General features: G+C 53.1%; 12 protein-coding genes and 1 pseudogene. 10 read left to right on the plus strand and 3 right to left on the minus strand.

Going from position 1 to position 12,545, the window contains the following annotated elements:
• The first annotated feature begins 123 nt into the window (after nt 1-123).
• From pitA to IM299_RS17975, 3 genes are all read left to right on the plus strand, one after another.
• The gene (pitA, locus tag IM299_RS17965; RefSeq protein ID WP_028014734.1) at nt 124-1,623 is read left to right on the plus strand and encodes an inorganic phosphate transporter PitA; all 1,500 of its coding nucleotides are present in this window, start codon (nt 124-126) and stop codon (nt 1,621-1,623) included.
• Nucleotides 1,624-1,796: 173 nt separating this feature from the next.
• The gene (locus IM299_RS17970; protein WP_059354438.1) at nt 1,797-2,186 is read left to right on the plus strand and encodes a polymorphic toxin type 44 domain-containing protein; all 390 of its coding nucleotides are present in this window, start codon (nt 1,797-1,799) and stop codon (nt 2,184-2,186) included.
• Complete coding sequence (locus IM299_RS17975; protein ID WP_028014736.1) at nt 2,164-2,571, plus strand: hypothetical protein; 408 nt, start codon at nt 2,164-2,166, stop codon at nt 2,569-2,571. Before IM299_RS17970 ends, IM299_RS17975 begins: the two co-directional genes overlap by 23 nt.
• A gap of 43 nt (nt 2,572-2,614) precedes the next feature.
• Here the strand turns inward: IM299_RS17975 and uspB are convergent, their stop codons facing one another.
• On the minus strand, nt 2,615-2,950 hold the full coding sequence (uspB, locus tag IM299_RS17980) for a universal stress protein UspB (protein ID WP_003861224.1): 336 nt from the start codon (nt 2,948-2,950) through the stop codon (nt 2,615-2,617).
• Nucleotides 2,951-3,233: 283 nt separating this feature from the next.
• Here uspB and uspA point away from each other — a divergent pair, with 283 nt between their 5' ends.
• Nucleotides 3,234-3,671 (plus strand): universal stress protein UspA, encoded by a 438-nt coding sequence (gene uspA, locus IM299_RS17985; RefSeq protein WP_003861223.1) that lies wholly within the window; start codon nt 3,234-3,236, stop codon nt 3,669-3,671.
• A gap of 60 nt (nt 3,672-3,731) precedes the next feature.
• Here uspA and rsmJ read toward each other — a convergent pair whose 3' ends face one another.
• On the minus strand, nt 3,732-4,484 hold the full coding sequence (gene rsmJ, locus IM299_RS17990; protein WP_163333514.1) for a 16S rRNA (guanine(1516)-N(2))-methyltransferase RsmJ: 753 nt from the start codon (nt 4,482-4,484) through the stop codon (nt 3,732-3,734).
• 7 nt (nt 4,485-4,491) lie between these two features.
• Nucleotides 4,492-6,534: an oligopeptidase A gene (prlC, locus tag IM299_RS17995; RefSeq protein WP_045631431.1), complete on the minus strand. Its 2,043-nt coding sequence runs from the start codon at nt 6,532-6,534 to the stop codon at nt 4,492-4,494.
• Nucleotides 6,535-6,713: 179 nt separating this feature from the next.
• Between prlC and IM299_RS18000 the strand changes: the two genes are divergently transcribed.
• The 6 genes and pseudogenes from IM299_RS18000 to IM299_RS18025 all read left to right on the plus strand — a co-directional run.
• Nucleotides 6,714-7,556: a 23S rRNA (adenine(2030)-N(6))-methyltransferase RlmJ gene (locus IM299_RS18000; RefSeq protein ID WP_041911862.1), complete on the plus strand. Its 843-nt coding sequence runs from the start codon at nt 6,714-6,716 to the stop codon at nt 7,554-7,556.
• 71 nt (nt 7,557-7,627) lie between these two features.
• Nucleotides 7,628-8,983: a glutathione-disulfide reductase gene (gene gorA / locus IM299_RS18005; RefSeq protein ID WP_193357896.1), complete on the plus strand. Its 1,356-nt coding sequence runs from the start codon at nt 7,628-7,630 to the stop codon at nt 8,981-8,983.
• Between the two features lie 423 nt (nt 8,984-9,406).
• Nucleotides 9,407-9,601 carry an MbcA/ParS/Xre antitoxin family protein gene (locus IM299_RS18010; RefSeq protein WP_023309557.1) on the plus strand — a complete coding sequence of 65 codons (195 nt, stop codon included), beginning with the start codon at nt 9,407-9,409 and terminating at the stop codon, nt 9,599-9,601.
• A 353-nt stretch (nt 9,602-9,954) separates the two neighbouring features.
• Nucleotides 9,955-11,075 (plus strand): IS3 family transposase gene (locus IM299_RS18015; protein ID WP_193357897.1). Its coding sequence is split into 2 segments (ribosomal slippage): nt 9,955-10,213 and nt 10,213-11,075, totalling 1,122 coding nucleotides; the frame shifts between segments, so codons are not numbered across the junction.
• Between the two features lie 335 nt (nt 11,076-11,410).
• Complete coding sequence (locus IM299_RS18020) at nt 11,411-11,707, plus strand: helix-turn-helix transcriptional regulator (protein WP_193357898.1); 297 nt, start codon at nt 11,411-11,413, stop codon at nt 11,705-11,707.
• Between the two features lie 450 nt (nt 11,708-12,157).
• Nucleotides 12,158-12,466 (plus strand): annotated as a pseudogene (locus IM299_RS18025) (patatin-like phospholipase family protein); the annotation flags it as partial.
• Nucleotides 12,467-12,545: the final 79 nt, after the last annotated feature.

The following is a 12,545-nucleotide window of genomic DNA, read 5'->3' on the forward strand; positions in this document are numbered from 1 at the left end:
CCTTTCAGGCACTTTTCCCAAATCAGGTGGTATGTCAAAAAAAGTCTATATTTCACTTTGCCCGTTGCGCATTTGTCCTGGATAATGCGCCGCGTTCATGTCCTCAAAATGGCGTAACGTCCTATGCTACATTTGTTTGCCGGCCTGGATTTACATACCGGGCTTTTACTATTGCTTGCTCTGGTTTTTGTACTGTTTTACGAAGCGATCAACGGCTTCCACGACACTGCAAACGCAGTAGCAACGGTTATCTACACTCGCGCAATGCGATCGCAGCTTGCGGTTGTTATGGCGGCGGTATTTAACTTTTTTGGTGTCCTCCTGGGCGGACTGAGCGTTGCGTATGCGATCGTGCATATGCTGCCAACGGATCTGCTGCTTAACGTGAGTTCCGGTCATGGCCTCGCCATGGTGTTCTCAATGCTGCTTGCTGCCATTATCTGGAACCTCGGTACCTGGTATTTTGGCCTGCCTGCATCCAGCTCTCACACTCTCATCGGCGCGATTATCGGTATCGGGTTAACCAACGCCCTGATGACCGGGACATCGGTTGTTGATGCGCTGAATCTGCCTAAAGTACTGGGCATTTTCGCTTCTCTCATCGTCTCCCCTATCGTGGGTCTGGTGGTTGCGGGTGGATTGATTTTCATCCTGCGTCGCTACTGGAGCAACACGAAGAAACGTGCGCGTATCCACCTGACGCCAGCAGAGCGTGAGAAGAAAGACGGCAAGAAAAAGCCGCCGTTCTGGACGCGTATCGCCCTGATCATTTCTGCTATCGGCGTGGCCTTCTCTCACGGCGCGAACGACGGGCAGAAAGGCATTGGTCTGGTGATGCTGGTTCTGATCGGTGTCGCACCGGCGGGATTCGTGGTGAATATGAACGCCTCGGGTTACGAAATCACCCGTACCCGTGATGCGGTCAACAACGTTGAAACCTATTTCCAGCAGCACCCTGAGCTGCTGAAAAAAGCGACCGGCGTTGACCAGCTGATCCCTTCTCCGGAAGCCGGTGCCACCACCGCGCCAGGCGAATTCCACTGCCATCCGGCTAATGCGATTAACGCGCTGGAACGTGCCAAAGGTATGCTGGGCAACATCGAAAGCTACGATAAACTGGCCGTTGAACAGCGTGGTCAGCTGCGTCGTATCATGCTCTGTATCTCCGACGTGACCGATAAAGTCGCGAAGCTGCCAGAGGTGAATGGTGACGACAAGCGTCTGTTGAAGAAACTGAAAAGCGATATGCTCAATACCATTGAGTACGCGCCAATCTGGATCATCATGGCCGTCGCGCTGGCGCTGGGTATCGGTACGATGATTGGCTGGCGTCGTGTGGCGACCACCATCGGCGAGAAGATCGGTAAGAAAGGCATGACCTATGCGCAGGGTATGTCCGCGCAGATGACGGCGGCAGTGTCTATCGGTCTGGCGAGCTACACCGGTATGCCGGTATCCACCACCCACGTACTCTCCTCGTCCGTGGCAGGTACCATGATTGTTGACGGCGGCGGTCTGCAGCGCAAAACCGTGACCAACATTCTGATGGCCTGGGTGTTTACGCTTCCGGCTTCTATCCTGCTGTCAGGCGGGTTGTACTGGATTTCGCTGAAGCTGATTTAATTGGCTGAAGGCGACAAAAAGCGGGTCAGGAAACTGACCCGCTTTTTTTATGGCTGTTATTTGCAATCCAACAGTTTATAACATTAGGATTTTCTGAACATTTTTTGCTCAAAAGAGTTGCGAAAATAACACTATGATGACGGCCAGAAGAAAAACCAGGCAAAGGAGAATGTATGGCTTCTGTCCCAATTTCAGGACCTGGCTCAATAGTTATAGCAAATAATATGCGTGAAGCACGTCTCCATGGCATGTCGCGTAACATGGCCACTCCCTCAACGTATTACTGGTTCTACCAAAAAGTCCGAAATGGTGGTCCCTGGGATTACAAAAAATTCGACCCTTATTTTGCTGCATTTGGTAATTTCAACTTCGGAGCCGCCGGAACTGCAGCAGGCATACCTGCAAACATCCTTCTTATGGGTGCTGGTTGGGCTCAAGGCCGTGCTGGCACGTCAAAACCTGAATGGGGAAAATGGCACGAAAAGCCGCCTTACGGGGACGATCCAACGGACCAACGCAATATCAGAGAAGGAATAGAGTATGCCATTCAAAACGGCTACTAAATGGATTCATCGCCTTGTTACTGTTTCGCTTCTGGCTCTGGTCATTGGATTTGTGTGGCTCAACCACCAGCCCAACCAGCAAGAGGGCGATAAACTTCAACGCGTTTATAAATTATCTGACAGCGTCTGGCTCTATATGACCGTGAACAATCAGGGTGGCGCCACCGTACCCACAATCTACCGTTACTATCTCTCGGAAAAGATAACAGGAAAAGACACCGACATTATCCATCAGTTGGCAATGAAGCATCCTGTCATTGAAGGTACGGGTACAATCACTGCGGCCAGCATTGATACAAACGGACACGTTAATATCGCCTATAGCGGGAAGGTTATTTCGATCGAGACCAATATCTCCAATCTGCGGTTCTCAGTGAAGCCCTGAACCAGAGGAAAGCAGGCGGGGTTATCCCCGCCTGTTGTGGTACTCAGTGCCAAATCATCAACGCAATCATACTGACCACGACCAGCCCACACAGGGCGCTGGTCAAAATGAACTGACGACGCAGACGCTCGCAGCGACGGATAAACTCTTCATCGTGATGATCGCGGTAGCGCTGGTAGTAGATATACCCCACCAGACGCATCTGCTTGCTGGGCTGTCCATGCGAGGTGAAGAACCCTCCACCGTCCACATACTGATACAGCAACGGATCGCAACCACGAAGTACCACTAACAGCGCACGTAACGATGAGAAGTAGCGCGCCATATTCACTATGCAAACTACGCATAACGCCCAAAACAATGCGACGGTGCTAATCATACATCCTCCCCGGCGTCCGCCCACGAAGCAAGGCTCCTGAGCTACCGCACCCCAATGCCCTGACAGACAGTTCAGTGAAAGAATGACTAAAAGTCGATCCGGTTCGCGTTTTAATATCCGAACGGCTCATTAAATAGTGTAGGAGATCCGTTAATTTTTTTGCCACAAGGTTAATCGTTATCAACACCAAAGCTTGAAAAATATGTTTAACTGGGCCGTAATGAAAGCATCAGACGACGGCTTTCCCATTTAGTCATCGATAACTTAAGGAAGGAGTAACACTATGGCTTACAAACACATTCTTATCGCGGTAGATCTCTCCCCGGAGAGCAAAGTGCTGGTTGATAAAGCGGTATCTATGGCACGTCCCTACAACGCGAAAGTCTCCCTGATTCACGTTGATGTGAATTACTCCGACCTCTACACCGGTCTGATCGACGTCAATCTGGGCGATATGCAGAAACGCATCTCTGAAGAAACGCATCACGCGCTGAGCGAGCTCTCCACCAACGCGGGCTATCCGATCACCGAAACCCTGAGCGGCAGCGGCGACCTGGGTCAGGTGCTGGTTGATGCGATTAAGAAATACGATATGGATCTGGTGGTATGCGGTCACCATCAGGACTTCTGGAGCAAGCTGATGTCTTCAGCACGCCAGCTGATTAACACCGTTCACGTGGACATGCTGATTGTTCCGCTGCGCGACGAAGAAGACGAGTAAGTGCAAAAAAAGCGGCACTGAATGTAGGCCGGGTAAGGCGAAGCCGCCACCCGGCTTTTTTTATTCTGGCGTACCCGAATAAATATCAAACCGATGCCCTTTCGTGGTCACCGCGTTGGTCGTAGCAACGTCCGCCAGCGGCGGCGCGTAATCCGGACGCTTCACCACCACCCGCTTCGTCGCGAGCTGACGAGCAGGCTGCAGCAGGCCATCTGCGTCTAAATCCGGCCCCACCAGCGACTGAAATACCCGCATCTCTTTCTTCACCAGCGCGCTTTTCTGCTTATGCGGGAACATCGGGTCGAGGTAGACCACCTGCGGACGCGGGGTGATGTCCGTCAGCGCCGTCAGGCTTGACGCGTGGATAAGCTGCAAACGCTCCTGCAGCCACGGGCCGATTTCCGGGTCCGCATAGCCTCGCGTCAGCCCGTCGTCGAGCAGCGCGGCGACAACCGGATTACGCTCCAGCATCCGCACATGACAGCCCACCGACGCCAGCACAAACGCATCGCGTCCCAGCCCCGCCGTGGCGTCCACCACGTCCGGGAGATAGCTCCCCTTAATGCCGACCGCTTTGGCCACCGCTTCGCCGCGACCGCCGCCGAACTTACGCCGGTGCGCCATCGCGCCACCGACAAAATCGACAAAAATCCCGCCGAGCTTCGGCTCGTCGCGCTTGCGTAATTCGAGATGTGCTGTCGTCATTACCAGCGCCATCAGGTTCTCTTCATCGTGCTCCAGCCCCCAGCGGGCCGCCAGAACAGATAAGGCGCCGTCTCCGGCGCCCGTTTCATCCACTAAGCAGATCTTCACGTAACAATCAGCCTTTGATCCCGTAATGCTCAAGCATCGCATCCAGCTGCGGCTCGCGGCCGCGGAAGCGTTTGAACAGCACCATTGGCTCTTCAGAACCGCCGCGGGTCAGGATGTTGTCAAGGAACGACTGGCCGGTTTCGCGGTTGAAGATCCCCTCTTCCTCGAAGCGAGAGAAGGCATCCGCCGCCAGCACGTCGGCCCACAGGTAGCTGTAATAGCCCGCCGCGTAGCCGCCCGCGAAAATGTGGCTGAACGCGTGCGGGAATCGGCCCCAGGTTGGCCCTGGAATAACGGCAACCTGCTTTTTAATCTCGGCCAGCGTTTCGAGGATTTTCGCCCCCTGCTCCGGGCTGAACTCGGCATGCAGGCGGAAATCGAACAGGCCGAACTCCAGCTGACGCAGGATAAACATCGCCGCCTGGTAGTTTTTCGCCGCCAGCATTTTATCCAGCAGCTCTTTGGGCAGCGGTTCGCCGGTCTCATAGTGGCCGGAGATAAACGCCAGCGCGTCCGGCTCCCAGCACCAGTTTTCCATAAACTGGCTTGGCAGCTCGACCGCATCCCATGGCACCCCGCTGATACCGGCGACGCCGGCGGTTTCGATGCGGGTCAGCATGTGGTGCAGGCCATGACCGAACTCGTGGAACAGGGTAATAACTTCGTCGTGGGTGAACAGCGCAGGTTTGCCGCTTACCGGACGGTTGAAGTTACAGGTCAGATAGGCGACCGGTTTTTGCAGGGAACCGTCTGCTTTACGCATCTGGCCCACACAGTCGTCCATCCACGCCCCGCCGCGCTTGTTCTCACGCGCGTAGAGATCGAGGTAGAAGCTGCCGCGCAGTTCGTTTTTCTCGTCATATAGTTCGAAGAAGCGTACGTCCGGATGCCAGACGTCAATATCAGTACGCTCTTTAGCGGTAATGCCGTAAATGCGTTTCACCACTTCAAACAGGCCGTTGACGGCTTTGTTTTCCGGGAAGTACGGGCGCAGCTGCTCGTCGCTGATGCTGTAGAGGTGCTGCTTCTGTTTTTCGCTGTAGTACGCGATATCCCACGGCTGCAGCTCGTCCACGCCAAACTCCGCTTTCGCAAAGGCGCGCAGCTGGGCCAGCTCTTTCTCACCCTGAGGACGAGCGCGTTTGGCCAGATCGGTCAGGAAATCGAGCACCTGCTGCGGGTTCTCGGCCATTTTGGTGGCGAGGGATTTATCCGCGTAGCTGTCGAAGCCCAGCAGCTGAGCCAGCTCGTGACGCAGGGCGAGGATTTCCGCCATCACCGGGCTGTTATCCCATTTGCCCGCGTTCGGCCCCTGATCGGAGGCGCGGGTGCTGTAGGCGCGGTACATCTCTTCACGCAGGGCCTGGTTGTCGCAGTAGGTCATCACCGGCAGATAGCTCGGGATATCCAGCGTTAACAGGAAGCCTTCCTGCTCTTTCGCTTCGGCCTGGGCTTTCGCCGCCGCCAGTGCGCTTTCCGGCATACCCGCCAGCTCTGCTTCGTTGGTAATCAGCTTCGTCCAGCCCATGGTGGCGTCAAGGACGTTGTTGCTGTACTGGTTACCCAGTTCGGACAGGCGCGCAGCGATTTCACCGTAGCGAACCTGCTTCTCTTTTGGCAGACCGATACCGGACAGTTCGAAATCACGCAGGGCGTTATCAACCGATTTTTTCTGCGCCGTGTTCAGTTCGGCATAATGGTCGCCGTCGCGCAGGTCGCGGTAGGCTTTGTACAGCCCTTCGTGCTGGCCGACCCAGGTGCTGTACTCAGAGAGCAGCGGCAGGGTTTGTTCGTAGGCTTCACGCAGCTCCGGGCTGTTTTTCACCGAGTTCAGGTGGCTCACCGGGGAGAAGATACGCCCCAGCACGTCGTCCACTTCGGCCAGCGGCTGACACAGATTCTCCCAGGTGTACGGCGCGCCCTGCGCAACCACGCTTTCTACCGCCGCGCGGCAGTTGTCCAGCGACTGGGTAACGGCTGGAACCACATGCTCAGGGAGGATTTTAGAAAACGGTGGCAACGAAAAAGGCGTCAGTAATGGATTGGTCATAAACGCTGTCCTGTTGAAATAGGTGAATGAAGCGCGCATCCGGCGCTGTGCATATTGTTTTCAGTAATGGGGTTAAGTGTAGAGGATTTCAATAGCTGCGCTTACCGGGCCTGCGGGTAATCTGTGCCGTTCTGCTGTAAACTGTGGCAAATCGTCAATTCAGCGGAATACCATTACCCATGCTCAGTTATCGCCACAGCTTCCACGCTGGCAACCATGCCGACGTCCTCAAACACACCGTTCAGAGCCTGATCATTGAATCGCTTAAAGAGAAAGAGAAGCCGTTTCTCTATCTGGACACCCATGCGGGCGCGGGCCGTTATCAGCTGAGCGGCGAGCATGCCGAGCGTACCGGCGAATACCTTGAGGGCATCGCCCGCATCTGGCAGCAGGACGACCTGCCCGCCGAGCTGGAGCCTTACATTGGCGTGGTGAATCACTTCAACCGCAACGGCCAGCTGCGCTACTACCCTGGCTCACCGCTGATTGCCCGCCAGCTGCTGCGCGAGCAGGACAGCCTCCAACTGACCGAACTGCACCCGAGCGACTTCCCGCTGCTGCGTTCGGAATTTCAGAAAGATAACCGCGCCCGCGTCGACAAAGCGGACGGCTACCAGCAGCTGAAAGCCAAGCTGCCGCCGGTTTCCCGTCGCGGCCTGGTGCTGATCGACCCACCGTACGAAATCAAAACCGACTATCAGGCGGTGGTGACCGGCATCAACGAAGGCTACAAACGTTTTGCGACCGGAACCTATGCCCTGTGGTACCCGGTGGTGCTGCGCGCGCAGATTAAGCGCATGATCAAAGACCTTGAGGCGACCGGCATTCGTAAAATCCTGCAGATTGAGCTGGCGGTACGCCCGGACAGCGACCAGCGCGGCATGACCGCTTCCGGCATGATCGTCATTAACCCGCCGTGGAAGCTGGAAGCGCAGATGAACAACGTGCTGCCGTGGCTGCACAAAACGCTGGTGCCAGCCGGAACGGGCCACGCCACCGTCAGCTGGATCGTGCCGGAGTAATTGCAGCCATCGGTGGAAACTATTGATTTCAGGTATACAATCGCGGCAATTCACGATTAAGGACAAAAGCTATGACTAAGCATTATGACTACATCGCCATCGGCGGCGGCAGCGGCGGCATCGCCTCCATCAACCGCGCGGCCATGTACGGCCAGAAATGTGCGCTGATTGAAGCCAAAGCGCTGGGCGGCACCTGCGTGAACGTGGGTTGTGTACCGAAAAAGGTGATGTGGCACGCGGCGCAAATCCGTGAAGCGATCCATATGTACGGTCCGGACTACGGCTTTGACACCACCATCAACAATTTCGACTGGGACAAGCTGATCGCCAGCCGTACCGCCTACATCGACCGCATTCACACCTCGTACGACAACGTGCTGGGCAAAAATAACGTCGACGTGATTCACGGCTTCGCCCGCTTTGTGGACGCGAAAACGATCGAAGTGAACGGCGAGACGATCACCGCCGATCATATCCTGATCGCCACCGGCGGCCGTCCGAGCCATCCGAATATTCCGGGCGCGGAATACGGTATCGACTCCGACGGCTTCTTCGAGCTGCCTGCCTTGCCTGAGCGCGTGGCCATTGTGGGCGCAGGTTACATCGCGGTTGAGCTGGCTGGCGTGATTAACGGCCTGGGTGCAGAAGCGCACCTGTTCGTGCGTAAACACGCACCGCTGCGCAGCTTTGACCCGTTGATCGTCGATACGCTGGTTGAAGTGATGAACACCGAAGGCCCAACCCTGCACACCAACGCCGTGCCTAAAGCGGTCGTTAAAAACGCGGACGGCAGCCTGACCCTTGAGCTGGAAGATGGCCGCAGCCAGACCGTTGATTGCCTGATCTGGGCGATTGGCCGTGAACCGGCGAACGACAGCTTTAACCTGGCGGTGACCGGCGTGAAAACCGACGAAAAAGGCTACATCGTCGTCGATAAGTTCCAGAACACCAGCGTACCGGGCATTTACGCCGTCGGTGATAACACCGGTGCGGTTGAACTGACGCCGGTGGCCGTTGCGGCGGGCCGTCGTCTCTCCGAGCGCCTGTTCAATAACAAGCCGGACGAGCATCTGGACTACAGCAACATCCCGACCGTGGTCTTTAGCCACCCGCCAATCGGCACCGTCGGCTTAACCGAGCCGCAGGCGCGCGAGCAGTACGGCGACGACCAGGTGAAAGTGTATAAATCCGCGTTCACCGCGATGTATACCGCCGTCACCTCTCACCGTCAGCCGTGCCGCATGAAGTTGGTCTGCGTGGGCCCGGAAGAGAAGATTGTCGGTATCCACGGCATCGGCTTCGGCATGGATGAGATCCTGCAGGGCTTTGCGGTGGCGCTGAAGATGGGTGCGACCAAGAAAGACTTCGACAACACCGTGGCGATCCACCCTACGGCGGCGGAAGAGTTTGTTACCATGACACGTTAGTGTAGAAAAACTATACCTACACCTTTGCAACTCTGTAAAACTGGCCTAAAAAGCCAGTTTTTTTATGCTATCAGGTCAGAGTGCAGAGCATGTCGGCCTCATTCCTCACTGAATTTTCTGACGCCAGCGGAGTTTGCAATAGACTGGCAAAATGGGAAAAAGAAAGAAAACTGATATTATTAACTGACTATGGTGTTTAATACCGGGGACTGGTCACAACCACACTGGTTTAGGTTGCTATAGAAAAGTAACTTTTTGGGATAGCGTATGGAATAGTATCTTTGCTGGCATTATCTGTGCCCCGACAGGTAGGTTCGGAAATCATGACAAGCAAGGTTGCCACAGTTCAGTTTGTAACGACCCGAAACAATGACTCTACGAAGCAACCTTTTTGAAGTACTAAAAAGTCATTCAGGATCACAGATGATGACCAAAAGTGTTCTACATCTAAAAGCGTTAGCGCTTTTTGAGGGGAACAGAGATTCTGCTTTGAAATGGTGCAATACCTCTAACAGAGCATTAGCCTGGAAAACACCCACTGAAGCCATTGACCCTGAAGAGGGAGGTTTAATGGTCGTATCATTAATTTTGCGTTTAGAGCATGGCGTATACTCATAAGTCCGGATTCTTTCCAAGCATCTCAATATATAAGAACTAATTTGTAGGAAGATTAATTTTTACCCTACTGAAGAATGCCACCCCTCAGTAAAACGCATAACTTTCCCATAAAAACTATAAATTATCACGTAGTTGTATCGAACTTAAAAATCAAAAAACGTGAATTAACATCACTACTAGTCAGTTAGTGATCACCATCTTTTCTCATCAGGGTTTATCTGCTTTTCACGGAAGCGTCTTTTTCAGGGCAGAAAGTACTCCGCATATTTTAATTTCATGAAGTGACCTGCTCCCCGTTGATTAATACACCGCAATGTTAGTAATGTCTTCATAAGCCACATGAGGACATCCCCATGAAGAAGCGTTTTTCCGACGAACAGATCATCAGTATCCTCCGCGAAGCTGAAGCCGGGGTTTCTGCCCGTGAGCTCTGCCGCAAGCACGCCATTTCCGACGCCACCTTTTATACCTGGCGTAAGAAGTATGCTGGTATGGAGGTGCCCGAGGTTAAGCGCCTGAAGTCGCTTGAGGAAGAGAACGCCAGGCTCAAGAAGCTGCTTGCCGAAGCCATGCTGGATAAGGAGGCACTCCAGGTGGCTCTGGGGCGAAAGTACTGACGACAGACCAGAAGCGGGAAGCCGTTGAGTTTATGTGTGATGCGACCGGTCTGTCGCAACGTCGTGCCTGCAGGCTTACAGGTTTGTCCCTGTCGACCTGCCGCTATGAGGCTCAGCGTCCGGCGGCTGATGCGCATTTATCAGGGCGCATCACTGAGCTGGCACTGGAGCGCAGGCGTTTTGGCTACCGCCGCATCTGGCAGTTACTGCGCCGTGAAGGCCTTCATGTTAATCACAAGCGCGTGTACCGCCTTTATCATCTGAGAGGGCTGGGCGTAAAACGCAGGCGACGTCGTAAAGGGCTGGCAACAGAACGTCTGCCGCTGCTCCGCCCGGCGGCGCCCAACCTGACCTGGTCGATGGATTTTGTCATGGACGCGCTCGCCACCGGTCGCAGGATCAAGTGCCTGACCTGTGTGGACGACTTCACGAAGGAATGCCTGACGGTCACTGTTGCCTTTGGGATTTCAGGCGTGCAGGTGACACACATTCTGGACAGCATTGCGCTGTTTCGGGGCTATCCGGCGACGATAAGAACTGACCAGGGGCCGGAGTTCACCTGCCGCGCACTGGATCAATGGGCTTTTGGGCATGGTGTTGAGTTGCGCTTAATCCAGCCGGGCAAGCCAACGCAGAACGGATTTATTGAGAGCTTTAACGGACGATTTCGCGATGAATGTCTGAATGAGCACTGGTTCAGCGATATCGTTCACGCCAGGAAAGTCATTAATGACTGGCGGCAGGATTATAACGAGTGTCGTCCACATTCAGCACTGAATTATCAGACGCCATCAGAGTTTGCAGCACGGTGGCGGAATGGAAAATGTGAAGGTAAACAAACCGACATTACTAACTGATGGCTGTATTTAATAATGGGGGCAGGTCAGTCAACGGCATCCTGATGATACAAGGTAACAACGTGCGTAATGTATCCGCTATGCCGGTTCTATTTTAATAGTTGAACTGGAATTAGGTTAGACGGATTCAACAATAAACAGCAGTGGCCGTTATCAATCCAAGTCTGGTTTGCGTCTGCCAGTGCTACGTATTCTTCCTGTCCATATTAATAGCAACAGGCTGTTATGACTTTTGAACAGCTTTTAAGCTGTAATTTTGATTTAACAGCTTTTAAGGTGTAATTATGTAAATACAGCTTACAGGGTGTATCAAACCATATAGAGGCCTACCCACGATGAAAAATGTTTATCCGATAAAAATACTTACCCAATTGCGTCCAATGCTGCTTGGCTTTCGTAAAGCGAATGGGCTGACGCGAAAAGACGTCTCTGAAAGGTTAGGTGTGACCCAGCAAACCTATGCTCGTCTGGAGGCCAATCCAGCCAGTGCGAGTATTGAACGCCTGTTCAAAGTGTTTACCGTGCTGGGAGTAGAAATCAGCCTTTCATCGATGGCAAATTCATCAGAAATGATGCCGTCGGGAGAGAATAAATCTTTGGAAAATTTGCCCGCCAGACAGGAGAAATGGTGACGAGATGGCCCGGCGACAGCAACGTTTAGCGGCCTGGATGAACAACATCCAAGTCGGATCTGGAAAAGAGTAAAGGGCGATAATTCGTTACGATTGAACAGGGAGATTAGGATCCATCATTTTTTCCACTGACTTTCCCACATATGCCTCTGTTTCAAGGCTTAGCTCTCAATTCCTTGCTCACCGGTGATAACACCAAGATTGTTTCATGTAGCCAAGACTGAGTGAGGTGATGGCTGCATGTGCCATGGATTTTCCTTTCGTCAAATTAGCCAGAAAATGACATATTTAGATTTTAATTCCATAAATAAAACAAAAATAAGAATTAATATTCAATTAATTTCCATAACATAGTTATTTTAACCATATTTCAAATATGCTGGTTATATGTGCATTGAAAACTACAAAAGCGGACATATCTTATAGCTATCTTTCCGAGGGGAGCTGGCTATGTCTGACATAAGTGCAGGAAATCACTATGGCGTGCGGATACTAAGTCTTAATGGCGGGGGGGCCAGGGGAATGTTTACGATCAGTGTCCTTTCTGAGATTGAGAGGATACTTGCCAGCAAACACCCTAATCAGGATATTAAAATTGGCGATTATTTTGACCTCATTACAGGGACATCAATAGGCGGCATATTAGCTCTCGGCCTTGCTACAGGAAAAAGTGCCCGTGAGCTGGAACGAGTGTTCTTCGATAGGGCGAATGACATTTTTCCCAAAAGATGGTCCCTGACCAACTTGCTTAGATCACTTTGTGTGAATCGCCACAGGTTTAACAGACACCTCAGAGTCATTTAAGATGGCTTAAAGAGAGGTGCCCATGAGCGGTAAG

Source organism: Enterobacter cloacae complex sp. P47BA (assembly GCF_014930485.1).
Lineage (GTDB): Bacteria > Pseudomonadota > Gammaproteobacteria > Enterobacterales > Enterobacteriaceae > Enterobacter > Enterobacter bugandensis.